This is a genomic window from Microbacterium sp. SCN 69-37, from assembly GCF_001724435.1.
Lineage (GTDB): Bacteria > Actinomycetota > Actinomycetes > Actinomycetales > Microbacteriaceae > Microbacterium > Microbacterium laevaniformans.
The window spans coordinates 1-23,339 of record NZ_MEEL01000040.1 but is presented as its reverse complement, the minus strand read 5'-3'; the positions used below and the strand labels follow the sequence as shown (position 1 = coordinate 23,339).

The window sequence follows — 23,339 nt, the reverse complement described above, 5'->3', positions numbered from 1 at the left end:
CGGGCGACACGGCCGCGGCGGTCGTCGGGGGTATCACGGTCCTCCCGGGCGACGCACAGCAGGATGTCGCTAGGCTGGAACGTCGATTGCGCGCCGCGATCCCGTCTGCGGTGCGCGCGGGAGGTGTCTTACGTGCGTTTCGTCTGGGCTGTGACGGCCTTCGTGCTGGCTGCGGTCATGATCGGCGCCGGTATCGCCCAGCGCACCGTGCTGCAGGGTCCGCGGACCGAGAGCGAGACGATCTCCGTCACCGGCGACGCGCCGTACATCCTGATCGATGGCAGCGTGCTCAACAGCCACGCCGGCTCACAGACCCTCCGTGTCCAGGAGGCGGGCACGATCTTCGCCTCGTACGGGCGCACGGCCGACCTCGAAGCCTGGCTGACGCCGTCCTCGTACACCCACGTGACCGTCGATGGGGGAGCCACCACGACGACGGCCGTCGCGGCGAAGAACCCGCCGGCCGCCGGCAGCGCGCCGATCACCCCCGTCGGCTCGGATCTCTGGCTGGATGAGTTCCAGCAGGATGACGTCCTCATCACCCCCCTGCAGCTTCCGGCGGACATGAGCCTGCTCGTCGCCACCGACGGTGTGAAGCCGGCGCCGAGCAGCCTCACCGTGACCTGGCCGACGGGAGCGACGACCCCGTGGGCGGGTCCTCTCATCGTCCTGGGCAGCATCTTCTTGCTGATCGGCATCATCGTGTACGTCCTCGGCGTGCGGCATGCACGCCGATCGCGCGGCCCGCGCCGCAAGGGTCTGCCGATGCCGGTGACCGAGCCCATCGACGTCGCGGTCGCGGGGGCCGACAAGGGCGTCATCAGCGCCACGCCCTCGCGTCGTCAGTTGACCCGCGGCAAGCGCTCACTCATCGCGGTTCCGGCCGTCGGCGTCGCCGCGTTGCTGTTCACCGGCTGCACTGCCGATGCCTGGCCGCAGTTCGCCGGCACGCCGACGCCCACGGCATCCGAGAGTGTCGTCGTGCCGCAGGATCAGGGACGGCCCGCCGTCACCCAGCAGCAGGCCGAGCGCATCCTCACGCGCGTCTCCGAGCAGGTGGCGAAGGCCGATGCCGCCAAGGATCCCGCGGCGGCTGCGCTGCGGTTGACGGGCTCTGCTCTGGCGGCCCGCGAGACGGACTACAAGCTCCGCGACGTCGCCGGGCACACGGCACTGAGCGCGTTGCCCGACAAGCCTGTCAAGATCATCCTGCCCGAGGCGTACGACGGGTGGCCGCGCACATTCTTCGCGGTCATCGAAACTGGCGACGTCATCCTCAGCGTGACCCAGGAGGACCCCTGGTCGCCTTACAAGGTCACGCGGGAGGCCGAGCTGGTGTCGCAGGCCAGTCTCAATCTCGCGCCCTCGTACGTCGGCGCGATCTCGATCGACCCCGACTCGCCCTTCCTGGCGCTCGCCCCCAACAAGGTGGCCGCGGCCTATGCCGACATCCTCACCAACGGTGACAGCAGCGCGTTCGCGGCGCAGTTCGATTCGACGAACGACCCCTTCCGAAAGCTCGTTGCCGACAACCGCGCCTCCCGGCTGCAGGCGTTCAACCAGACCGGCGCGCAGACGGGGACGCTGACCTACGCGGCATCGGCGGGGCCGGACGAACCCATCTCTCTGGCCACGCTGGATTCGGGCGCGATCGTTGCGGTGACCGTGCACGAGAGCGACACTGTCAAGCCCACCAACACCGACGCGGTGATCAAGCTCGACAACAACGCGATCGTGCAGACCCTCACCGGCGTGAATCAGTCCTCGACGGGCTTCACGACGACCTTCGTCGACCAGCTCTTCTTCTTCGTCCCCTCCCAGAGTTCCAGCAAGCGCATCCAGCTGCTGGGGTACTCGACCTCCATCCTCGACGCGAAAGTAGGCCCCTAAGTGAGCGATCCCACCTCGGGCGCCGTGCTGCGCGGTGCCGTCGACCTGTCGTCCCTGCGCTCTCGCCCGTCGGCACCCGCCGGCTCCGCAACGGCGCCCTCAGCGGGCCCCGGCCCGTCGTTGATCTTCGATGCGACCGACGAGAGCTTCGGTCAGGTGCTCGAGCTGTCGCGGTCCGTGCCGGTCGTGGTGGATCTGTGGGCCGAGTGGTGCGGTCCCTGCACGCAGCTCAGCCCGATCCTCGAGAAGGTCGTCACCGAGCTCGCCGGACGTCTGGTGCTGGCCAAGGTCGACGTGGATGCGAACCCGCAGATCGCCCAGGGCTTCCGCGCGCAGTCGATCCCCATGGTCGTCGCCCTCGTTGCGGGTCAGCCCGTTCCGCTGTTCACCGGCGCGGTGCCGGAGCAGCAGGTACGCGACGTCTTCGCCCAGCTGCTGCAGCTGGCAGCCCAGAACGGCGTCACGGGCACCGTCCCCGTCGACGGCGCCGAGTCGGCTGAACCCGACGAGCCCGCACTGCCCCCGCGACACCAGGAGGCGTTCGATGCGATCGAGGCGGGCGACTACGCGCGCGCCGTTTCCGCGTATGAGGCGGCGCTCGCGGAGAACCCGCGCGACGAGCAGGCTCAGGCCGGTCTCGGCCAGGTGCGCCTCCTGCAGCGCGTGCAGGGGCTCGACCTGCAGCAGGCGAGGGATGCCGCGGCATCCGCGCCCCGCGACATCGATGCGCAGTTCGCCGTGGCCGACCTCGACGTCGTCGGCGGTCACGTCGACGACGCGTTCGCGCGCCTGCTCGACCTGTTCGCCGTGCTACCCGCGGATGAGCGCGGCGCCGTGCGCGACCGCCTCGTCGAGCTCTTCGGACTGATCGGCGACGGCGACCCGCGCGTCATCCGAGCCCGTGGTCGTCTGACCTCACTGCTGTTCTGACACGGAACGTTCCGGCACCGGTCGCCGGCTGTTCAGGCGGAGCGGCCGAGCCAGAGCACACCGAGCGGCGGCAGAACGAGCGTCGCGCGCCCGTTGTCATCGGCGTGCACGGTCCCGAAGTTGCCCACTCCGGAGCCGCCGTAGGCCTCCGCATCGGAGTTGAGCAGTTCCCGCCACGCTCCGCCGGCGGGCAGGTCCAGGGCGTAGTCGTGAAGGGGAACACCGGAGAAGTTGCAGATGACGACCACGGTGTTGCCCCGGTCGTCATCCCGGGCGAAGGCGATGACGTTCGGGTTCCAGGTGGGTGCGCCCAGGCGCCGGAACGCGGAGCCGTCGCTGTCGCGCGCCCACAGCGGTGAGTTCTCCCGGTAGACGCGATTGAGCGCAGCCACGAAGTCGAGGAGCTGACGGTGCGGCGGCTGATCGAGCATCCACCAGTCCAGTCCTCGCCCCTCCGACCATTCGGACAGCTGCCCGAAGTCCTGGCCCATGAACAGCAGCTGCTTGCCCGGATGACCCCACATGTACGCCAGGAAGGCGCGGGTGTTGGCGAGCTTCTGCCAGTGATCACCCGGCATCCGTGTGAACAACGTGCCCTTCCCGTGAACGACCTCGTCATGGCTGATCGGAAGGACGAAGTGTTCGCTGAAGGCGTACACGAAGGAGAAGGACAGTTCGCCCTCATGATGGCCGCGGTACATGGGGTCACGCTTGATGTACTCGAGCGAGTCGTTCATCCAGCCCATGTTCCACTTGAGACCGAAGCCGAGGCCTCCGGCGCTCGTGGGCGCCGTGACGCCCGGGTAGCTGGTGGACTCCTCCGCGATCATGGCGATGCCGGGGTAACGCTTGTATGCGGTGGCGTTGACCTCCTGAAGGAACCGGATGGCCTCCAGGTTCTCGCGACCGCCGTAGATGTTCGGCTCCCACTCGCCGGCTTCGCGCGAATAGTCGAGGTAGAGCATCGAGGCCACGGCATCGACGCGCAGCCCGTCGACGTGGAACTCCTCGAACCAGTACAACGCGTTGGCCACGAGGAAGTTGCGCACCTCGTTGCGGCCGTAGTCGAAGATGAGCGTGCCCCAGTCCTTGTGCTCGCCACGGCGGGGATCGGGGTGCTCGTAGAGGGGGTCGCCGTCAAAGCGGGCGAGAGCGAAGGCGTCTTTCGGGAAATGGCCCGGAACCCAGTCCATGATGACGCCGAAGCCGCCCTGGTGCAGGCGGTCGATCAGATAGCGCAGGTCGTCGGGGCTGCCGAAACGGCTCGTCGGCGCGTAGTAGCCACTGACCTGATAGCCCCATGAGCCGCCGAACGGATGCTCGGCCAGCGGCAGGAACTCGACGTGGGTGTAGCCGGTCTCGGTGAGATAAGCGATCAGGGGCTCGGCCGCGTCCCGGTAGCCGAGTCCGGGTCGCCACGACCCGAGGTGGAGCTCGTACGTCGACATCGGCTGGGACAGGACATCGCGGCCGGCGCGGGCGGCCATCCACTCCTCGTCGCCCCAGCTGTACGCGCTTTCGGTCACGACGGAGCCGGTCGCCGGCGGAACCTCGGCACGCTGGGCCATCGGATCGGCCTTGAGAATCCAGCCGCCGTGGCGCGTGAGGATCTCGTACTTGTAGACCGTGCCGGCAGTGAGCCCGGGCACGAACAACTCCCAGACCCCGCTGGAGCCGAGGCTGCGCAGCGCGTGCCCCTGGCCGTCCCACGCGTTGAAGTCGCCGACCACGCGAACCGCGCGCGCATTCGGAGCCCACACGGCGAACGACACGCCGCTGATGCCGTCGTAATGACGCACGTGCGCGCCGAGTGCCTGCCAGAGCTGCTCGTGCCGACCCTCCGCGATCAGGTGGCGGTCGACGTCGCCCAGGGTCGGAAGGTGACGGTAGGGATCGTCGACGCGGTAGTCGACACCGCCCTCGTAGGTGGCCACCAACTCGTACGCCCGCGGCTGTGTCGGGCTTCCGCCCTCCCAGATTCCTCCGCGCACGTGATCGAGCGCGATCTCGGTGCCGTCGTCCGCGACGGCCGTCACCGACGACGCCATCGGCCGACGTGCACGGATGACCCACGATCCATCGGCGCGCTGATGCGGACCGAGGACGTCGTGCGGGGCGTGATACGAACCCGTCGCGACCATGTCGAGGACCTCGTCCGAGATATCGCTCATCGCGTCTCCTTCACGTGCAGGATGTGAACGGGTTCGTCGAAGGCGTCGAGACGGACGAAGTTGTCCTGATTCCAGGTCCAGCTCCCGCCGGTCACGAGGTCTTCGACGACGTAGTCGGCGCCGCGGGCAACGCCGAACACGGTGGAGTCGATGTGCACCGTGGTCTGGCGGGTCGAATGCGGATCGACATTGGCGACAACGATGATCGTGTCGTCCACGCCGTCGACGCTCAGCGCCGCGGGAAGGTGCTTGACGTAGACGAGGATCGCGTCGTCGTCGCTCCAGTGGAGAGAGACGTCACGCAGCTGTCGCAGCGCCGGATGAGCGCGGCGGATCTCGTTGAGGCGCGTCAGGTAGGGCGCGATGGAAAGGCCCTGGGATGCCGCGGCATCCCAGTCGCGCAGCTTGTACTCGTACTTCTCGTTGTCGATGTTCTCTTCCGACCCCGGCCGGGCCACGTTCTCGATCAGCTCGTAGCCGGCGTACACGCCGTAGGAGGCGCCAGCGGTGGCGGCCAGGGCTGCCCGGATCTTGTAGGCGGGGCGCCCCCCGTACTGGAGGTACTCGGTGAGGATGTCAGGCGTGTTGACGAAGAGATTGGGCCGCATGAAGTCCGCGGTGTCGTGGGACACCCAGCGAAGGAACTCCTCCAACTCCGCCTTGGTGTTGCGCCACGTGAAGTACGAGTAGCTCTGCTGGAAGCCGGCCTGCGCGAGCGCCTGAAGAGGAGCTGGACGAGTGAAGGCCTCGGCCAGGAAGATCACGTCCGGGTGCTCGGCATTCACCGTGGCGATGAGCCATTCCCAGAACTGCAGCGGCTTCGTGTGCGGGTTGTCCACGCGGAAGATCTTCACGCCCTGCGCGATCCAGTGCCGGACGATGCGGAGGACTTCGGCGCGAATGCCCGCAGGATCGTTGTCGAAGTTGATCGGGTAGATGTCCTGGTACTTCTTCGGGGGATTCTCCGCGTAGGCGATCGTGCCGTCGGGCAAGGTGGTGAACCACTCCGGGTGAGCAGCGACCCACGGGTGATCGGGCGCCGCCTGAAGAGCGAGGTCGAGCGCGACCTCGAGTCCCTCGGTCCGCGCCGCACGGACGAAGGCCCGGAAGTCTGCGAGGGTGCCCAGGTCGGGGTGCACCGTGTCGTGGCCGCCGGCTGCCGACCCGATGGCCCACGGCGAGCCGGGATCGCCCGCGGCGGCGGTCAGCGTGTTGTTGGGTCCCTTGCGGTTGACCTCGCCGATGGGGTGAATCGGCGGCAGGTACAGCACGTCGAAGCCCATCGCGGCGACCGCCGGCAGCCGCTTGGTGGCCGTGCGGAAGGTGCCGCTCTTGATCGATCCGTCCTTCAATCGCTTCGCGCCCTCGGACCGAGGGAAGAACTCGTACCAGGCGCCGACGCCCGCGCGCTCCCGCTCCACGAGCAGCTCGAGATCGGGGCCCACGGTGACGAGCGACTGCAGGGGACGTGCGTCGAAGTACGCGGCGATCGCGGGGTCGCGGACGATGGCCAACGCCTCGTCATCGCTCGTCTCCGGGTCGCGCAGCGCGCCGGCGGCAGCGCTCAACGCCTTGCGTTCGGCTGCCGGGCGATCCTTCTCCCGCGCCGCATCGGCGAACAGTCTCGCGCCCATCTCGCGCATGAGCGGGGTGTCGACCCCCGCCGCGATCTTCACGTCGGCCGCGTGCTCCCACGTCGCGACATCGTCGCCGAACGCTTCGAAGCGGAACCGCCAGATGCCCTCTTCCAGGGGAGCGATGTCGACGCTCCAGCGGTCGAAGCCGTCGCCGCGTGCAGACAGCCGGTGCAACGACTCCTCTCCGGAGGGGGAGAAGAGCCGCACGTGCACGCCGATGAGGTCGTGGCCCTCGCGGAAGGCGGTGACGGTGAACGCAACGGCTTCGCCGGAGAAGGCGGATGGCCGAAACAGCGCGTCCGGCACGGACGGGTGCGGCAGTGCCATCGGGATCCGTCCCGCCCGCGTGTCGGTGACGCCCCGCCAGACGGTGACCGGGCGGACCGGAATCTGTGCAGCGCTGCGCAGCGTCGTCGCGCGAGGAGGAACGGAGGGAGCGGAGCGCGTCGTCGAAGCCACGTCTCGAACCTACCGCCGAACACCGAACGGGCACACCACTCGGCGTCCGGTTCGCGTCATTGCATCCGGAACAGATGCAGAGCGGTTCCGGGGAGGGTGAGCACGGCGCCCGGCGCGAACAGCGGCTCGGTCGTGTCGGGACGGTCAGGCACGCTGGACCACAGTGACACGTAGCCGCTCACGCCCTCGATCGTGGGAAGCGTGACCTCGACCGGCCTCTCGGTGCCGTGCACGACCAGGAGGATCCGGTTCGGGTCCTCCTCTTCCGGCGTGGATGCCGCGTCATACTGCAGGGTCCGGTGAGCGGGATCGGTCCACCGCTCGATCGACATCGTCTCGCCGTTCTCGTCGTACCAGTCGATGACCGACGCGCTGGGGACGACGTGAGCGTCGCGGGCGAAACGGCGCGGTCGCAGGGCGGGGTTGTCGCGGCGCAGCTGAATGAGACGGCGGACGTGGGCCTGCAGGTCCTCCTGCCAGGGTGCGTGCTCCCAGTTGACCCACGTGAGAGGAGAGTCGTGGCAGTAGGCGTTGTTGTTCCCTCGCTGGGTCCGGCCGGCCTCGTCTCCCGCCGTCACCATCGGCACGCCGGCCGACAGCAGCAGCGTTCCCATGAGGTTGCGCATGGCCTTCCGGCGCGTCGCGAGGATCGTGTCGTCGTCGGTGCGGCCTTCGGCGCCGTGGTTGAAGGACCGGTTGGTGTCGGCCCCGTCACGGTTCTGCTCGCCGTTGCCGAGGTTGTGCTTGACGTCGTAGGAGACGAGGTCGCGCAGCGTGAACCCGTCGTGCGCCGTGACGAAGTTGATGCTCGCGAGCGGCCCGCGTTCCGCGGTGAAGGTGTTCGATGAGCCGGCGAGCCGCGTCGCGAACCCTCCGATGCCGACGGGGGATGTCGACGCGCGGCGGGCGTAGTCGATGTCGCTCAGCCAGAAGTTGCGGACGCGGTCGCGGTAGCGGTCGTTCCATTCGGCCCAGCCGCTCCCGAAGTTACCCGTCTGCCAGCCGCCCATACCGACGTCCCATGGCTCGGCGATCATCTTCAGATCCGCGAGCGCCGGGTCCTCGACGATGGCCCGCAGCAGCGGGTGATGGGGATCGAAGGCGTTGTCACCCCCACGGCCGAGGGTCACGGCCAGGTCGAAGCGGAAACCGTCGATCTGCACGTTGTCGGCCCAGTACCGCAGGGAGTCCAGCACCAGACGCGCGGCGGCGTCGGTCGCCGTGTTGACGGCGTTTCCGCAGCCTGTGACGTCGATATAGGCGCCGTCGTCTTCCTGCCGGTAGTAGCCCCGGTTGTCGATGCCGCGGAAGCTGGATCTCGGTCCGCCCAGGCCGAGCTCGGACGTGTGGTTGTACACGACGTCGAGGATGACCTCGATGCCCGCCGCATGGAGGTCACGCACCATGGTCTTCACCTCCCGCAGCACGGCATCCGGGCCGGCGGCGACGGCCTCCGCCGTCGCGTACGGGGCGTGTGCGCTGAAGAAGTTGAGAGTGTTGTAGCCCCAGTAGTTCGTCAGTCCCTGATGCAGAAGACGGGGCTCCGTCTCGAACGCGTGGATCGGCAGGAGTTCGACGGCCGTCACGCCGAGATCCCGCAGGTGCGCGATCATCGCCGGATGGCCGAGTCCCGCGTAGGTGCCGTGCAACGCCGGCGGGATGTCCGGGTGCCGCTTGGTGAGACCCTTCACGTGCGCCTCGTAGATGACGGTGCGGTCCATCGGCGTGTGCGGGCGCGGCACGTCGTTCCAGTCGAATGCGTCATCGACGACGGCCGCGCGCCACTGGCCGATGCGCACGGGCACGAGTCCTCGCGCATAGGGGTCGAGGAGCAGGCTCTCCGGGTTGAAGGTCTGCCCGGGACCGGACGGTCCTGTCACGCGAAGCGCGTAGCACGCCCCTACGCGCAGATCCGGTGTCCTCACCTGCCAGACATCGCCTCCCGCGGGGGCCAACGGGATGGTCGCGGTGATCCAGTCGAGATCATCCGCGTCGAAGACGACGAGATCGATGCCGGTCGCATCCTCCGACCACACGCGCAGAGTCCCGCCTTCGGCGCCGAGGGTGACGCCGAGCCGGTCGAAGGCGGGTCCGAGGAAGGGAGCGGGCGTGGCAGGGTGGGCTTCGGCGACACGGGACGGCTTCGGGCTGGCCATGCGCTCTAGAGTAGTGACGCGGTGAGTCCGCGTCGTCACGAGGGCGGGAGCGTCATGTCGATCTACCTCGACCATGCGGCGTCGGCGCCCCTGCGTGACAGCGCCCGCGTCGCATGGATGGCGGCGGCGACGCTGACGGGCAATGCGTCCTCGGTGCACGGTGCCGGACAGGCCGCGCGACGACTGCTGGAGGAGTCGCGCGAGCGCATCGCCGCCGTGCTCGGCTGCGACCCGATCGAGGTGGTGCTCACCTCCGGTGGGACCGAAGGCATCAACCTGGCGCTGAAGGGTCTGTGGTGGAGCAAGCCCGATGATCGAGACGCCGTCGTCCTGCCCGACGGCGAGCACCATGCGAGCGTGGACACCGTGGATTGGCTACGCCTGCGGGGCGCCCGCGTGCGCGCGGTCGCTCTCGATTCGGTCGGGCACATTCCTCTCGACCGATTCCGAACGGCGCTGAGCGTCCCCGACCCCGCGGCCCTGGCGACCGCGCTGGTCGCCAACAACGAGGTGGGTACGGTCCAGGATGCCGCTCAGCTGGCGGCATCCGCCGCGGCCGCCGACGTGCCGCTGCACCTCGACGCCGTCGCGGCGATGGGTCACCTGCCGGTGTCCTTCTCCACGTGGCGCGGCGATGCCCCACCGGGCGCCGGTCTGGTGGCCCTCAGCATCTCAGGGCACAAGGTCGGTGCTCCCGTCGGAACGGGCGCCGTCGTCGTCTCACGCCATGCCCGCATCGCAGCGCTGCTGCACGGCGGAGGCCAGCAACGCGGACTACGCTCGGGTACGCCGGACATCGCCGGAGCCGCGGCGCTCGCCGTCGCCCTCGAAGACGCCGAGACCGAACGCGTCAGCGAACAGACACGGCTGGCGGCGCTGGGAGATCGGCTGCTGTCCGGCATCCGGGCCGCGATCCCGCAGGCCGAGTTACTGGGCGATGCCCGAGATCGCCTGGCAGGCAATGTGCACGTCCATCTGCCGGGCGCGATGGGGGAGACGTTGCTGTTCCTCCTCGATCAGGAAGGGATCTCGGTCTCGACCGGTTCTGCGTGCCAGGCCGGTGTCGCTGAACCCTCGCACGTCGTCCTCGCTCTCGGGCGCGACGAGGCCGTCGCGCGCTCGGTGCTGCGGATCACCCTCGGCCGCACCACCGCGCCGAGTGATGTCGATGCTCTGATCGCGGCGCTTCCGCTGGCCTATGCCCGGGCGACCAGTGCCGCCCGGCCGCGAGGACTCGGAGCCGCGGGGGTGCAGCCCTCGTAGACTGGAGCGATGCGTATCCTGGCGGCCATGAGCGGCGGCGTCGATTCCGCCGTGGCCGCTGCGCGCGCCGTGGATGCCGGTCACGACGTCGTCGGCGTCCATCTCGCCCTCTCGCGTGCCGGTGGCACGCTGCGAACGGGAAGCCGCGGCTGCTGCACGATCGAAGACGCGATGGATGCGCGCCGGGCGGCCGATCGGCTCGGCATCCCCTTCTACGTCTGGGATTTCTCCGAGCGGTTCCGCGACGACGTCATCGACGATTTCATCGCCGAGTATCGCGCGGGTCGGACGCCGAACCCGTGCATGCGCTGCAACGAGAAGATCAAGTTTGCAGCTCTGCTCGAGCGTGCGCTCGAGCTCGGCTTCGACGCGGTGTGCACCGGTCACTACGCGATGATCGTCGATACACCCGACGGACGCGAACTGCACCGGGCGAGCGACGAGGCCAAGGACCAGTCCTACGTCTTGGGGGTGCTGACGGCCTCACAGCTGGCCCACACCTACTTTCCGCTGGGGTCGACCCCCTCCAAGGCCCTCGTGCGTGCCGAAGCAGCAGAGCGCGGCCTGACGGTCGCCCAGAAGCCCGACAGCCACGACATCTGCTTCATCCCCGACGGCGATACCCGCGGGTGGCTTGCCGAAAAGGTCGGCACCGCGCACGGCGACATCATCGACCGTGACGGCGCCGTCGTGGGAAGCCACGACGGCGCGCACGGGTACACGGTCGGACAGCGTCGCGGTCTGCAGCTGGGCGTTCCCGCGTCCGATGGCAAGCCGCGATTCGTCCTCGAGGTCCGTCCTGTCTCGAACACGGTCGTCGTCGGTCCGAAGGAGGCGCTGGCCACGGCGGAGATCTCAGGCTCTCGCCACAGCTGGGCCGGCCGAGCGCCGCAGGATGCCGAGTTCGCCTGCCACGTGCAGATCCGCGCCCACGCCGACCCCGTGAGGGCGTCGGCCGCGGTCCGCGACGGCATCGTCACGGTGCGCCCGGATGCCCCCTTCGACGGCGTCGCGCCGGGTCAGACCGCGGTGCTCTACGACGGCACGCGGGTGATCGGGCAATTCACGGTCGACCGCACGGTCTCGGCCGTCCCCATCGCGGGTTGAGCTCGACCCCCGTCAGCGTGCGACCGCGGGCACCGGGCCACGCGCGGCGCGCAAGAGGCAGGGCGATGTCGGCCGCCCCACCTACACTGGCCGGGTGACGGATGATGAAGTCTCCCTTCCGACGAACCTCGACGACGCCCGCCTCGACGCGGAGCGATTGACCGACCTCATCCTCGGCGCCCGCGACGCGTACTACGGGCGCGACGCCGAGATCGTCGACGACGCGACCTACGACGGGTGGATGCGGCGGCTCGAAGCAGTGGAGCGCGCCTTCCCCGAGGTGCAGGGACAGGATTCGCCGACGCAGTCGGTGGGCGCGGCGCAGAGCTCGATGTTCGCGCCCGTCGAACACGCCGAGCGCATGCTCAGCCTCGACAACGTCTTCAGCGCGGACGAGCTGCGCGACTGGTGCACGAAGACATCGGCTGCCGCGGGACGACACGTCCGTTGGCTGCTGGAGCTGAAGATCGACGGCCTGGCCATCAATCTCCGCTACGAGCACGGCGTTCTCGTGTCGGCCGCCACCCGCGGCGACGGACGAGTGGGCGAGGACGTCACCGTCAACGCGCTCCAGGTCGCGGGCATTCCTGCACGACTCGCGGGTGAAGGGCATCCTCCGATCGTGGAGGTGCGCGGCGAGGTCTACATTCCCGTCGCGGCCTTCGACGAACTCAACGCTCTCCAGGCCCGGTTGCGCGAGCGTGTCATCACGGACGGTCGTGAGCGCGGAGGCGACGAGGAGAAGCTCACCCGAAGCGCCGCCCGCCGATTCCCGGCATTCGCAAACCCGCGAAACGCGGCCAGCGGCGGCCTTCGCCAGCAACTCGACAAGAAGAGCGGCATGGAACTCGAAGCCGGACGCGCCCGGCTCGCGTCGCTGCGGCTGCTCGTCCATGGGATCGGGGCGTGGCCGGCGCCGCCCGTGTCCTCGCAGAGCGAGGTCTACGCCCTGCTCGCGACGTGGGGGCTGCCGACGAGCACGTCTTTCCGCACCGCGGACGACATCGACGGCGTGGCGGCGTTCGTCGCGTACTACGGCGAGCATCGCCACGACGTCGAGCACGAGATCGACGGCGTCGTGGTCAAGGTCGATGAGCTGGCGCTGCACGGTGAGCTGGGCGCGACCAGTCGTGCCCCGCGATGGGCCATCGCGTACAAGTACCCGCCGGAGCAGGTCAACACGAAGCTGCTGGACATCGTCGTCTCGGTCGGCCGCACCGGCCGGGCGACACCCTTCGCCGTGATGGCCCCCGCCCGCGTCGCGGGCTCGGTCGTCCGGCAGGCGACGCTTCACAACCAGGACGTCGTCGTGTCCAAAGGAGTTCTCATCGGTGACACCGTCGTGCTGCGCAAAGCCGGCGATGTCATTCCCGAGGTGCTCGGTCCCGTGGTCGAGCTGCGCGACGGCACGGAGCGGGCATTCGTCATGCCGACCCGGTGCCCGGAATGCGGCTCGACGCTGGCACCCGCGAAAGACGGCGACATCGACCTGCGCTGCCCCAACACGCGCGCCTGTCCCGCCCAGGTGCGGGGACGCGTCGAGCACATCGGCTCCCGTGGCGCCCTCGACATCGAAGCCCTCGGCGAGGTCACCGCAGCGGCCTTGACGCAGCCGTCGGTTCCCGCCGTGCCCCCGCTGATCACCGAGGCCGGTCTGTTCGACCTCACACTCGAACAGCTCGTCCCGATCGAGGTGATCGTCCGCGACAGCGAAACGGGGGAGGCCAAACTCGATGACGACAGCGGCGAACCGATCACCCGCGCGCCCTTCCGTCGCCAGCCCTCGTCGGCGGAGAAGAAGGAGGGACTCACAGGTCCCCAGCCGTCGGCCCAGGCGCTCACCCTTCTCGAGGAACTCGAGAAGGCCAAGACGAAGGACCTGTGGCGGTTTCTGGTCGCGTTGAACATCCGCCACGTCGGCCCGGTCGCCGCGCGGGCACTCGCGCAGTGGTTCGGTTCGCTGGACGCGATCCGCGCGGCCGAGCGCGACGCTCTCGCCGACGTCGACGGCGTCGGCGGCATCATCGCGGACTCGCTCCTGGAATGGTTCGCCGTCGACTGGCATCAGGAGATCGTGGAACGCTGGGCGGCGGCGGGCGCGGTCTTGGAGATTCCAGGTCACCCCGGCCCGGGAGCTGCCGTCGCCGCCGGCGGCGTGCTCGAGGGTGTCACGGTCGTTGCGACCGGCACGCTGGAGGGCTACACCCGAGAGGGCGCGCAGGAGGCGATCATTGCCGCTGGCGGGAAAGCAGCCTCTTCCGTGTCGAAGAAGACCGACTTCGTCGCCGCAGGCCCGGGCGCGGGCTCGAAACTCGCCAAGGCGGAGGAACTCGGCATCCGCATCATCGATGCCGCGCAGTTTCGCATCCTCGTCGAGCAGGGGCCCGCCGCGCTCGGGGCACTCGATCCCGACGCGGGCTGATCGGTTCAGTCTCCTCCGGGATGCGTGAGCTCGAGCAAGGACTCACGCACCTGGCGACGCAGCACCTTTCCGATCAGCGACGTCGGCAGCTCGTCGACGATGAAGATCCGGCGGGGCACCTTGTAGGGCGTGAGGATGCTGCGGGCGTAGTCCCGGATGGAGTCCGTGTCGACGTCGGCTCCGGACCCGTCGAGCACCACGGCGGCGACGACCTCTTCGCCCGAATGCTCGCTTGGCAGGCCCACGACAGCGGCATCCACCACGCGCGGGTGCTGCCTCAGTGCGTTCTCGACTTCGGTGGGCGCCACATTGAACCCGCCGGTGATGATGAGCTCCTTGATGCGATCCACGATGCGCACGAACCCCTCGTCGTCGATCTGGACGATGTCGCCGGTACGGAACCACCCGTCCACGAAGACCTCCTCGGTGGCTTCCGGCTTGCCGTAGTAGCCCTGGAAGACCTGCGGGCCCCGCACGATCAGCTCGCCCCGCTCACCGGAGGGCATGTCCACGGTGGGATCGTCCGGATCGACCACGCGACACTCGGTGCCGGGGAGGGGGAGTCCGACCGTTCCCGCCTTGCGATTGTCGGCGACCGGGTTCGCCATGAGAACCGGCGAGCACTCGGACAGCCCGTAGCCCTCGACGAGGTAGCCACCCGTTGCCTGCTCGAACGGCACGACGAGATCATGCGGCAATGCCATCGCTCCGGAGATGGCGACCTCCGTGCCGGCCAAGGAGACGCCTTCGGCGCGCGCCGCGGCGAGCAGTCGATCGGCGATCGGCGGCACCAGCGGCAAGAACGTCGCCGGGTGCTTCTTCGTCACTTCGAGGACCATCGCGGGTTCGAAGCGGGGAAACAGCACCAGACGGGCACCCATCGACATCGCGAAAGTGAGGCACAGGGTCAGCCCGTAGGCGTGGAACATCGGCAGCACCGCGTACACGACGCATCCCTTACCGGGCTGGATCGACGGGACCCACGCTTGAGCCTGCCGGGCGTTGGCCAGGAGGTTGCGGTGGGTGAGCACCGCGCCTTTCGGCGTTCCCGTCGTTCCGCTCGTGTACTGGATGATGGCGACGTCGTCGGTGACCGGACCGGGGAAGGATGCCGCCAGTGCTTCGCTGCGTGCCAGGTGTTCCCAGGGCACGGCTTGCGACACGCGCGTGGTGAGCGCGTCGCGCGACTGACGGGCCTTCGCGACGGGAAGCCGCAGCGCGAGACGCAGCGAGAGCGGCATGGCGGTCGTGATGTCGACGCTGACCAGCGTGGTGACGGCGAGATCGGCGGGGAACGCCTGCACGGTGGCGGCGACCTTGCTCCAGACGATGGCCGTGCGCGCCCCGTGGTCTTCGAACTGCTTGCGCAGCTCCCGTGGAGTGTAGAGCGGATTGTGCTCCACCGCGATGGCGCCGAGGCGCAGAATCGCGTAGAAGGCGATGATGTGCTGGGGACAGTTGGGCAGTACGATCGCGACCGTGTCGCCTTTGCCGACCCCACGCTCTCGGAGACCCGCCGCCACGCGATCGATCGCCTCGACGAGGTCGCGGTACGAGGTCGTGCGACCGAAGAATTGCAGCGCGGGCGCATCCGGGTAGTCACGCGCCGACGCCGTGACGATGTCCAGGAGCGAGCCGGTGACCGGTTCGAGATCATCGGGGACTCCGGCGGCGTAGCTGGCGATCCACGGGCGGGGCGGGTCGTACGGGGCAGCGGCACTCACGCGGGCCAGCCTATCGGCCGTGAGAAGCGGGCCGAAGGGGGCCGACTAGAATCGACGGGTGTCTGAAATCACCCCTGAACTCGTTCGCCATCTCGGCGTTCTGGCCCGGATTCAGCTCGACGAGCACGAGGTGCAGCGCCTGACGGGGCAGCTCTCGGTGATCGTCGACAACATCGCGAAGGTGTCCGAGGTGGCAACGCCCGACGTCCCCGCGACGAGCCATCCCCTCCCGCTCGAGAACGTCTTCCGTCCCGACGTCGTCGGCCAGATGCTGACGGTGGAGCAGGTGCTGCAGAACGCGCCGGACGCCGCCGACGGGCGCTTCCGTGTCACGGCGATTCTGGGGGAGGAGCAGTGACCGATCTCACACGGCTGAACGCCGCAGACCTGGCCGCACGACTGGCCTCCGGTGACGTGTCCAGCGTCGAAGCGACGCAGGCCCACCTCGACCGGATCGCCGCCGTCGACGGCGATGTGCACGCCTTCCTCCACGTGAGCGAACACGCCCTCGACGTGGCGGCCGACATCGACCGTCGCCGCGCCGCCGGTGAGTCCCTGGGCGAGCTCGCGGGCGTCCCGCTCGCGATCAAGGACGTGCTCGTCACGACGGACATGCCCTCCACCAGCGGATCCAAGATCCTCGAAGGCTTCCTCTCGCCCTACGACGCCACCGTCGTCGCGCGTTCGCGCGCCGCCGGCCTGGTGCCGCTCGGCAAGACGAACATGGATGAGTTCGCCATGGGATCGTCGACGGAGCATTCGGCGTACGGTCCCACCCACAACCCGTGGGACCTCGATCGCATCCCCGGAGGCTCCGGGGGCGGATCGGCGGCCGCCGTCGCCGCCTTCGAGGCTCCGCTGGCTCTCGGCTCGGACACGGGCGGATCGATCCGCCAGCCGGCGCACGTCACGGGAACCGTCGGCATGAAGCCGACCTACGGCGGGGTGAGCCGGTTCGGCGCCATCGCGCTGGCGTCCTCACTCGACCAGGTCGGTCCGGTCTCGCGCACCGTGCTCGACTCGGCGCTCCTGCACGACGTCATCGGCGGCCACGACCCGCACGATGCGACGTCGCTGACCGACAGCTGGCCCTCCTTTGCGGCGGCCGCACGCGAAGGCGCCGCCGGCGCCGGTCTGGCGGGCCTGAAGATCGGCGTCATCCGCGAGCTGCCCGACAGCGGCTTCCAGGCGGGCGTGTCGGCGTCCTTCCGGGCAGCGTTGGCTCTCCTGGAGGCGCAGGGCGCGGAGATCGTTGAGGTCAGCGCCCCGCACTTCGAGTACGGCGTCGCCGCGTATTACCTGATCCTTCCCGCGGAGGCGTCGAGCAACCTCGCCAAATTCGACTCCGTCCGTTTCGGCCTGCGAGTCGACGTTCCGGGCGGCACGGTCGAAGACGTCATGGCTGCCACTCGAGACGCCGGCTTCGGCGAGGAGGTGAAGCGTCGCATCATTCTCGGCACCTACGCGCTGTCGGCCGGATACTACGACGCCTACTACGGCAGCGCCCAGAAGGTGCGTACGCTCATCCAGCGCGACTTCGACGCGGCGTTCGCTCAGGTCGATGTCATCGCGACGCCGTCGGCTCCCACCACGGCGTTCAAGCTCGGCGAGAAGATCGATGACCCGCTGCAGATGTACCTCAACGATGTCACCACGATTCCGGTGAACCTGGCCGGCGTCCCCGGCATCTCGATTCCGTCGGGTCTGGCAGAGGAGGACGGGCTGCCCGTCGGCATCCAATTCATCGCGCCGGCGCGCCAGGATGCCCGGTTGTATCGCGTGGGTGCGGCCGCCGAGGCCCTGCTCGTCGACTCATGGGGTGGTCCCTTGCTGGACCGCGCCCCGCTGCTGGGAGGGAACCGCTGATGGCTAAGGCCGCACTGATGGACTTCGACGACGCGCTGAAGCTGTACGAGCCGGTGCTCGGCTTCGAGGTGCACGTCGAACTCAACACCGAGACGAAGATGTTCTCGCCGGCGGGCAACCCGGCGCACGCCGCGAACCACGATGCTGCCCCCAACACGCTCGTGGCGCCCGTCGATATGGGCCTTCCGGGTTCGCTCCCGGTGGTCAACGAGACCGCGGTGCGTTTCTCGATCAGTCTGGGGCTCGCCCTCGGCTGCCAGATTGCCCCGTCGAGCCGCTTCGCCCGGAAGAACTACTTCTACCCCGACCTCGGCAAGAACTATCAGATCTCGCAGTACGACGAGCCCATCGCCTTCGAGGGCCAGATCGAGGTGGAACTGACCGACGGGACGGTCTTCGAGGTGCCCATCGAGCGGGCGCATATGGAGGAGGATGCCGGCAAGCTCACGCACGTCGGCGGCTCCACCGGCCGCATTCAGGGCGCGGAGTACTCGCTCGTGGATTACAACCGCGCCGGCGTCCCGCTCGTGGAGATCGTGACGAAGCCGATCTTCGGCGCGGAACACCGTGCACCCGAGCTGGCCGCCGCGTACGTGCGGGCGATTCGCGACGTGGTGCTCTCGCTCGGCATCTCGGAGGCGCGCATGGAACGCGGAAACCTCCGCTGCGATGCGAACGTGTCCCTGCGCCCACGCGGGCAGGAGAAGCTCGGCACGCGCACCGAGACGAAGAACGTCAACTCGATGCGCTCGGTCGAACGCGCCGTGCGTTACGAGATCCAGCGTCAAGCGGCGATCCTCGCCGCGGGCGGGACGATCACGCAGGAGACGCGGCACTGGCACGAAGACACCGGCACGACCTCTCCGGGGCGTCCGAAGTCGGATGCCGACGACTACCGTTACTTCCCGGAGCCCGACCTCCTGCCCGTCGCGCCGTCCTCCGCGCTGGTCGAGTCGTTGCGTGCTGCTCTTCCGGAGCCGCCCGCCGCGCGTCGGCGACGTCTGAAGGCCGAGTGGGGCTTCGCCGACATCGATTTCCAGGGAATCGTGAACGCGGGCCTGCTCGCCGAGGTGGACGCGACCGTCGCAGCGGGCGCTGCGCCTGCGGCCGCGCGCAAGTGGTGGATGAGCGAGATCTCTCGCATCGCCAACGCTCAGGGAGTCGAAGCTTCATCGCTCGTCACCCCCGCGTCGGTGGCCGCGCTGCAGCAGCTCGTGGACGCCGGCACGCTCACCGACAAGCTGGCGCGTCAGGTGCTCGAGGGCGTCATCGCCGGCGAAGGCACGCCGCAGCAGGTCGTCGACGCACGCGGTCTTGCAGTCGTCTCAGACGACGGCGCGCTGATCGCCGCGATCGACGATGCTCTCGCCGCGCAGCCCGACGTGCTGGAGAAGATCCGCGACGGCAAGGTGCAGGCCGCCGGTGCCGTCATCGGCGCCGTGATGAAAGCGATGAAGGGTCAGGCCGACGCCGCACGCGTCCGCGAGCTCGTTCTCGAGCGCGCGGCGCAGTAGTCGCACACGCTGCCTTCTCGGTGGCGCCGCAATGTCGGCGGCGTCACCGAGAATGGACTCATGGGACGGGGTGACGGGTCGGGGCGGGTCGTCTCGCCGCCCGGTGCCGACGACACCGGCACGCGGATTCTTCACGTGGACATGGACGCCTTCTATGCGTCGGTCGAAGTCCTCCACGATCCCTCCCTGGCCGGCAAGCCGCTGATCGTCGGCGGTATGGAGGGACGCGGTGTGGTCTCCAGCGCCTCCTACGAGGCTCGTCGATTCGGCGTGCGGTCGGCAATGGGCGTCGCACAGGCTCTCCGGTTGTGTCCGCAGGCCGTCGTGGTCACTCCGCACTTCGAGCGGTATGCGAGCCTGTCACGTCAGGTGATGGCGATCTTCCACGACATCACCCCCCTCGTGGAGCCGCTCTCGATCGATGAGGCGTTCCTCGACGTGTCCGGCGCACGGCGGCTCTGGGGAACTCCGGGGGAGATCGCCCGGATGCTCCGGGCCCGCGTCAAAGCGGAGACGGGGCTTGTCTGCAGCGTCGGGGTGGCGGCCACGAAGCATGTGGCGAAGATCGCCTCCACGCGCTCGAAGCCCGACGGGCTGCTCATCGTCAGCGAACCCGACACCGCCGCCTTCCTCGCCGCGCTGCCCGTCTCGGCGCTGTGGGGGGTGGGGCCGAAGGCCGCGGAGACGCTGGAGGGTCGCGGCATCCGGCTCGTCTCCGACATCCTCGCCTCGCCGCGGGCCGTCCTGGATCGCGCACTCGGACCCGCCGGCGGGGAGCGCATCTGGCAACTCGCGCACGGCATCGACCCCCGAGCCGTCGAGACGGAACGCACGGAGAAGAGCATCGGGCATGAGGAGACCTTCCTCACCGACGTCGCCGATGCGGCGGTTCTTCGCAGCGAGCTTCGCCGGCTCTCCGATCGCGTCGCGGCACGTCTCCGCGACGGAGGCTGGCGAGCCGGAACCGTCGCGTTGAAGCTGCGCTATGCCGACTTCACCACGCTTTCGCGCTCGCTGTCGCTCGCGGAGCCGTCGGACGTCGGCCAGCGGATCGGCGACGTCGCGATCGGCTTGTTCGAGGCCCTGGAGCTGACCCAGCCGGTGCGCCTGATCGGCGTGCGCGCGGAGAAGCTGCGCGGCGGTGACGGTGGATCCGTGCCGCTCTGGGATGAGGATGCCGAGTGGCGACGGGTCGACGCGGCCTTGGACGACGCGCGTGAGCGTTTCGGTGGGGGAGCGGTCACCCGGGCGAGCGTCCTCGGCCCGCGCCGTGATGTGAATGCTCTGCCGACGAATCCGCGGCTCCCTCGCACCGAGTGAGCTTCCCGGCTACGGTGGGAACATGCCCAATCTCGCACTCGAACTCGGCAAGCAGTCGGCATCGCTCGGCGTCAACAGCGTCTACGGCGAGCAGCAGGACGTCGACGGCATTCGCCTCATCCCCGTGGCTCTGTCGTGGTCGGGCTTCGGCGCCGGCGAGGATGAGAGCGGCAACAACGGCGGGGGCGGCGGCGGCTTCGCGGTTCCCCTCGGTGCCTACATCCGCAAGGGCGACGATCTGCGTTTCGAGCCGAACCTCGTGTCGCTGGTCGCGGTGGCGATCCCCTTCGTGTGGGTTGCGGGACGCACGCTCAGCCGCATCATCCGTGCCCTCAAGCGCTGACGAGGTCGATGCGGCGCTCACGAGCGGGGTCGACCGCATCGAGTCCGCCATTGCGGCCTTGGAGCCGGAGATCACACCGATCGTCCTGATCGACGGACGTTCCGGCGCGGGCAAATCGACCCTCGCGCGACGGGTGCGCGAGCGGTGGGGGCGCCCCGTCAGCATGATCGGCCTCGACGAGCTGTATCCGGGGTGGGACGGGCTCTCGGCCGGTTCAACTCTGGCGCGGGAGTTCATCCTGATCCCCGTCAGCGAGGCAAGGGCGGCCGTGTGGCGACGGTGGGACTGGGCAGCCGATCGTCCGGGGGCCGAGGTGGAGACGCCCGCCGACGTCCCCCTGATCCTCGAGGGAGCAGGGGTGCTCACCCCGAGCACCGCGCCTCTGGCGCACGTGCGCGTGTGGGTGGAATCGCCCGAGAGTGCGCGGCGCGATCGCGCGCTCGCTCGAGACGGCGACACCTACCGTCCGCACTGGCGTCGCTGGGCCGACCAGGAAGAGGAGCACCTGCGCGCGCATCGCCCGCAATCGCTCGCAACGATCGTCATCGACGTCCCGTGAGGGCTGGGGGCGGTCAGTCCTCGATCGCCTGGAGCAGGCCTTCGAGGCGGAAGCCCAGCCAGTTGTAGACACCGAAGCGGGGGTCGTCGTCCTGCTCCTCTTCTGTGGTGATCCCGAGGCGTGTCGCGATCACCAGCCGCACCGCGGTCAACGTTCGCAACCACGCCGCGACAGCACCGGCATCCAGTTCGACGATCACCTCGGCCTCGGCGTCTGCGCGGTCCAGGTCTTGCGGACGCCGCGTCTGGCCATCGCGTTGCAGCGTCGCCAGCACCAGCGCCGCATCATCACGACGCCGATCGAGGAGGTCGTCCTGGGTCAGACGACGAAACTCCGCGGCATCCTCCGCAGCGTCCCGGTAGCCGTCGGGAACGAGGCGCGCGACGCCCGGATCATCGACTCCGTCGATGGCCTCGGCGAGCAGATCCGTGAACTGCAGGACGATGTCCGTGAGATGCGCGGCTTCCAGCGCGGACACCGCCATCCGCGCCCTCGTCATGTGTCGGCCCTCCTGACGGTCGCCCAGAGGCCGTAGTCGTGCATCGCCTGGACGTGGAGCTCCATCTGCTCACGCGCGCCCTCCGCGACGACCGCGTGGCCCTCGTGGTGCACCAGCAGCATCAGACGCTCGGCATGCTCGCGGGTGTAACCGAAGTAGGTGCGGAACACATGGACGACGTAGCTCATCAAGTTGACCGGATCGTTCCAGACCACCGTCTGCCAGGGACCGGTCACCTCCGAGCGCTCCTCCAGGCGGACATCCTCGAGGGGAATCGTCATGCCCAACCCAACTCGTGCAGGCGCTCGTCGTCGATCCCGTAGAAGTGCGCGATCTCGTGCACCAGTGTGGTGTGCACTTCGTCCCGGAGCTCCACGATCGATCCGCAGGCGTGCAAATGCGGCTCACGGTAGAGGATGATCCGGTCGGGCAGCTCCCCGGTGCCGTAACGGTCGCGCTCTGTCAACGCCAGACCGTCGTAGAGACCGAGCAGGTCGAGGGAACCGTCCTCGGGCCGGTCCTCGACGACGAAGACGACGTTGTCGAGTCCGACGAGCATGCGCTCGGGCAGCAGATCGAGTTCGTCGGAGACGAGAGCTTCGAACGCGTCGGCGTCCATCTCGATCATGTCGACATCCCGATCGGGGAGAAAGTGGGGTGCCTGAGTAGTACGTTCGGCAACTCCGCCCCCAAGACAAAGACCCTGGTCAACCGCCTAGACCGTGGGGTCTACGAGGTCTCTCGACGCCCCCAGGATACCGCTCCGAAGGACGATCGTGGCCCCGTTGTGAGGACTGTCGAGACGGCTCAAACTTTCCTCACCGCCGCTGAGGTGGACGCGCTCGTCGGCGACTACCTGGCAGGGATGAGCGTCAAGGCACTCGCCGAGAGGTATGGCATCCATCGCGCCACGGTGTTCGCGCACCTGCGTCGCCGCAACGTGCCTAGCCGCCGCCCGGGGCTGGGGATCGACGAGAAGGCGGAGGCGGTGCGACTCGCCCGAGCGGGCGTCTCGATGCGCGCGATCGGTCGCCGGATGGGCGTGGATCGTAAGGCCGTACGTGCGGCGCTGGTCGAGGCCGGACTCATCGTGGACGAAGCGAGCGATGACTCCTAGCTGCGGTTCCGAGTTGCTGATCCATCGGTAGCGCTCTGCGCACCTCGTCGGTAACGAGCGCCGAGAGGAACCGATGATGGCCAGCTTGAGTGATGTCGCGAGCGATGAGCGCACTGCGAGGATGGTGCTGTCGATGCTCGTCGAGCCCAATGACCCGGTGACAGGACGCATCTTGGCCCGGCTCGGCGCAGTTGAAACGCTTTGGCTCGCTGAACACGACGGTGCAGTAGTCGGGCTGAGCCCTGTGGACGCGCAGGTCTGGCGGGGGCTTGACCCCTGATCTTGGACACGCTGATTCCAGCACGATGCTGGGGAAGCGAGAATCTGAGGGATGGCAAGGAAGAACTACACGGACGAGTTCC

Annotated in this window: 20 protein-coding genes; 13 read left to right on the top strand and 7 right to left on the bottom strand. The window is 68.8% G+C overall.

Features of this window, described 5'->3' with window-relative positions:
* Positions 1 to 132 precede the first annotated feature (132 nt).
* Together ABS64_RS11955 and ABS64_RS11950 are read left to right on the top strand one after the other, a co-directional pair.
* Positions 133 to 1,890 (top strand): hypothetical protein, encoded by a 1,758-nt coding sequence (locus ABS64_RS11955; protein WP_005050263.1) that lies wholly within the window; start codon positions 133 to 135, stop codon positions 1,888 to 1,890.
* On the top strand, positions 1,891 to 2,820 hold the full coding sequence (locus tag ABS64_RS11950) for a tetratricopeptide repeat protein (RefSeq protein ID WP_292683770.1): 930 nt from the start codon (positions 1,891 to 1,893) through the stop codon (positions 2,818 to 2,820).
* Between the two features lie 32 nt (positions 2,821 to 2,852).
* Here the strand turns inward: ABS64_RS11950 and glgB are convergent, their stop codons facing one another.
* From glgB to glgX, 3 genes are all read right to left on the bottom strand, one after another.
* Entirely contained in the window at positions 2,853 to 4,991 is a 2,139-nt protein-coding gene (gene glgB, locus ABS64_RS11945; RefSeq protein ID WP_292683768.1) for a 1,4-alpha-glucan branching protein GlgB, read from the bottom strand.
* The gene (locus ABS64_RS11940; RefSeq protein WP_292683783.1) at positions 4,988 to 6,955 is read right to left on the bottom strand and encodes an alpha-1,4-glucan--maltose-1-phosphate maltosyltransferase; all 1,968 of its coding nucleotides are present in this window, start codon (positions 6,953 to 6,955) and stop codon (positions 4,988 to 4,990) included. Before ABS64_RS11940 ends, glgB begins: the two co-directional genes overlap by 4 nt.
* A gap of 188 nt (positions 6,956 to 7,143) precedes the next feature.
* Positions 7,144 to 9,243: a glycogen debranching protein GlgX gene (gene glgX / locus ABS64_RS11935; RefSeq protein WP_292683766.1), complete on the bottom strand. Its 2,100-nt coding sequence runs from the start codon at positions 9,241 to 9,243 to the stop codon at positions 7,144 to 7,146.
* A 54-nt stretch (positions 9,244 to 9,297) separates the two neighbouring features.
* Between glgX and ABS64_RS11930 the strand changes: the two genes are divergently transcribed.
* From ABS64_RS11930 to ligA, 3 genes are all read left to right on the top strand, one after another.
* Entirely contained in the window at positions 9,298 to 10,506 is a 1,209-nt protein-coding gene (locus ABS64_RS11930) for a cysteine desulfurase family protein (protein WP_292683781.1), read from the top strand.
* Between the two features lie 9 nt (positions 10,507 to 10,515).
* Positions 10,516 to 11,613 (top strand): tRNA 2-thiouridine(34) synthase MnmA, encoded by a 1,098-nt coding sequence (gene mnmA, locus ABS64_RS11925; RefSeq protein WP_292683764.1) that lies wholly within the window; start codon positions 10,516 to 10,518, stop codon positions 11,611 to 11,613.
* A gap of 94 nt (positions 11,614 to 11,707) precedes the next feature.
* Positions 11,708 to 14,035: an NAD-dependent DNA ligase LigA gene (ligA, locus tag ABS64_RS11920; RefSeq protein ID WP_036285364.1), complete on the top strand. Its 2,328-nt coding sequence runs from the start codon at positions 11,708 to 11,710 to the stop codon at positions 14,033 to 14,035.
* A 5-nt stretch (positions 14,036 to 14,040) separates the two neighbouring features.
* Here ligA and ABS64_RS11915 read toward each other — a convergent pair whose 3' ends face one another.
* Complete coding sequence (locus ABS64_RS11915) at positions 14,041 to 15,759, bottom strand: long-chain-fatty-acid--CoA ligase (RefSeq protein ID WP_288120367.1); 1,719 nt, start codon at positions 15,757 to 15,759, stop codon at positions 14,041 to 14,043.
* Between the two features lie 58 nt (positions 15,760 to 15,817).
* Here ABS64_RS11915 and gatC point away from each other — a divergent pair, with 58 nt between their 5' ends.
* Genes gatC through ABS64_RS11885 form a run of 6 tightly spaced genes read left to right on the top strand, consistent with a single transcriptional unit; the run spans position 15,818 to position 21,361 of the window.
* Positions 15,818 to 16,117 (top strand): Asp-tRNA(Asn)/Glu-tRNA(Gln) amidotransferase subunit GatC, encoded by a 300-nt coding sequence (gatC, locus tag ABS64_RS11910; protein ID WP_036285370.1) that lies wholly within the window; start codon positions 15,818 to 15,820, stop codon positions 16,115 to 16,117.
* Positions 16,114 to 17,625, top strand: coding sequence for an Asp-tRNA(Asn)/Glu-tRNA(Gln) amidotransferase subunit GatA (gene gatA, locus ABS64_RS11905; protein ID WP_036285373.1), 1,512 nt, complete (start codon positions 16,114 to 16,116; stop codon positions 17,623 to 17,625). The genes gatC and gatA overlap by 4 nt, the downstream gene beginning before the upstream one ends.
* Positions 17,625 to 19,139: an Asp-tRNA(Asn)/Glu-tRNA(Gln) amidotransferase subunit GatB gene (gatB, locus tag ABS64_RS11900; RefSeq protein WP_288120365.1), complete on the top strand. Its 1,515-nt coding sequence runs from the start codon at positions 17,625 to 17,627 to the stop codon at positions 19,137 to 19,139. Before gatA ends, gatB begins: the two co-directional genes overlap by 1 nt.
* Before the next feature lie 60 nt (positions 19,140 to 19,199).
* On the top strand, positions 19,200 to 20,459 hold the full coding sequence (gene dinB, locus ABS64_RS11895; RefSeq protein WP_036285379.1) for a DNA polymerase IV: 1,260 nt from the start codon (positions 19,200 to 19,202) through the stop codon (positions 20,457 to 20,459).
* Positions 20,460 to 20,481: 22 nt separating this feature from the next.
* The gene (locus ABS64_RS11890) at positions 20,482 to 20,802 is read left to right on the top strand and encodes a hypothetical protein (protein WP_036285382.1); all 321 of its coding nucleotides are present in this window, start codon (positions 20,482 to 20,484) and stop codon (positions 20,800 to 20,802) included.
* A complete protein-coding gene (locus ABS64_RS11885) occupies positions 20,786 to 21,361 on the top strand; it encodes an aminobenzoate synthetase (RefSeq protein WP_036285384.1) in 576 nt (191 codons plus the stop codon). Before ABS64_RS11890 ends, ABS64_RS11885 begins: the two co-directional genes overlap by 17 nt.
* A gap of 13 nt (positions 21,362 to 21,374) precedes the next feature.
* Here ABS64_RS11885 and ABS64_RS11880 read toward each other — a convergent pair whose 3' ends face one another.
* From ABS64_RS11880 to ABS64_RS11870, 3 genes are read right to left on the bottom strand one after another with little or no spacing between them, the layout of a single operon-like run.
* Positions 21,375 to 21,860 carry a DUF2017 family protein gene (locus ABS64_RS11880; protein ID WP_292683757.1) on the bottom strand — a complete coding sequence of 162 codons (486 nt, stop codon included), beginning with the start codon at positions 21,858 to 21,860 and terminating at the stop codon, positions 21,375 to 21,377.
* Positions 21,857 to 22,141, bottom strand: a complete 285-nt coding sequence (gene clpS / locus ABS64_RS11875) for an ATP-dependent Clp protease adapter ClpS (protein WP_292683755.1) — start codon at positions 22,139 to 22,141, stop codon at positions 21,857 to 21,859. Before clpS ends, ABS64_RS11880 begins: the two co-directional genes overlap by 4 nt.
* Positions 22,138 to 22,488 carry a metallopeptidase family protein gene (locus ABS64_RS11870; protein WP_036285558.1) on the bottom strand — a complete coding sequence of 117 codons (351 nt, stop codon included), beginning with the start codon at positions 22,486 to 22,488 and terminating at the stop codon, positions 22,138 to 22,140. Before ABS64_RS11870 ends, clpS begins: the two co-directional genes overlap by 4 nt.
* Before the next feature lie 159 nt (positions 22,489 to 22,647).
* On the opposite strand from ABS64_RS11870, the gene ABS64_RS11865 reads away from it, so the two are divergent.
* On the top strand, positions 22,648 to 22,977 hold the full coding sequence (locus ABS64_RS11865; RefSeq protein WP_232212129.1) for a hypothetical protein: 330 nt from the start codon (positions 22,648 to 22,650) through the stop codon (positions 22,975 to 22,977).
* A 73-nt stretch (positions 22,978 to 23,050) separates the two neighbouring features.
* Complete coding sequence (locus ABS64_RS11860) at positions 23,051 to 23,257, top strand: hypothetical protein (protein WP_016465057.1); 207 nt, start codon at positions 23,051 to 23,053, stop codon at positions 23,255 to 23,257.
* Positions 23,258 to 23,339 lie beyond the last annotated feature (82 nt).

What these genes read in the sequence shown, in the direction of transcription:
- glgB (WP_292683768.1), bottom strand. Translation starts at nt 4,991, where the DNA reads ATGAGCGATATCTCGGACGAGGTCCTCGACATGGTCGCGACGGGTTCG.
- ABS64_RS11940 (WP_292683783.1), bottom strand. Translation starts at nt 6,955, where the DNA reads ATGGCACTGCCGCACCCGTCCGTGCCGGACGCGCTGTTTCGGCCATCC.
- glgX (WP_292683766.1), bottom strand. Translation starts at nt 9,243, where the DNA reads ATGGCCAGCCCGAAGCCGTCCCGTGTCGCCGAAGCCCACCCTGCCACG.
- ABS64_RS11930 (WP_292683781.1), top strand. Translation starts at nt 9,298, where the DNA reads ATGTCGATCTACCTCGACCATGCGGCGTCGGCGCCCCTGCGTGACAGC.
- mnmA (WP_292683764.1), top strand. Translation starts at nt 10,516, where the DNA reads ATGCGTATCCTGGCGGCCATGAGCGGCGGCGTCGATTCCGCCGTGGCC.
- gatB (WP_288120365.1), top strand. Translation starts at nt 17,625, where the DNA reads ATGGCTAAGGCCGCACTGATGGACTTCGACGACGCGCTGAAGCTGTAC.
- dinB (WP_036285379.1), top strand. Translation starts at nt 19,200, where the DNA reads ATGGGACGGGGTGACGGGTCGGGGCGGGTCGTCTCGCCGCCCGGTGCC.
- ABS64_RS11890 (WP_036285382.1), top strand. Translation starts at nt 20,482, where the DNA reads ATGCCCAATCTCGCACTCGAACTCGGCAAGCAGTCGGCATCGCTCGGC.
- ABS64_RS11880 (WP_292683757.1), bottom strand. Translation starts at nt 21,860, where the DNA reads ATGACGAGGGCGCGGATGGCGGTGTCCGCGCTGGAAGCCGCGCATCTC.
- clpS (WP_292683755.1), bottom strand. Translation starts at nt 22,141, where the DNA reads ATGACGATTCCCCTCGAGGATGTCCGCCTGGAGGAGCGCTCGGAGGTG.
- ABS64_RS11870 (WP_036285558.1), bottom strand. Translation starts at nt 22,488, where the DNA reads ATGATCGAGATGGACGCCGACGCGTTCGAAGCTCTCGTCTCCGACGAA.
- ABS64_RS11860 (WP_016465057.1), top strand. Translation starts at nt 23,051, where the DNA reads ATGATGGCCAGCTTGAGTGATGTCGCGAGCGATGAGCGCACTGCGAGG.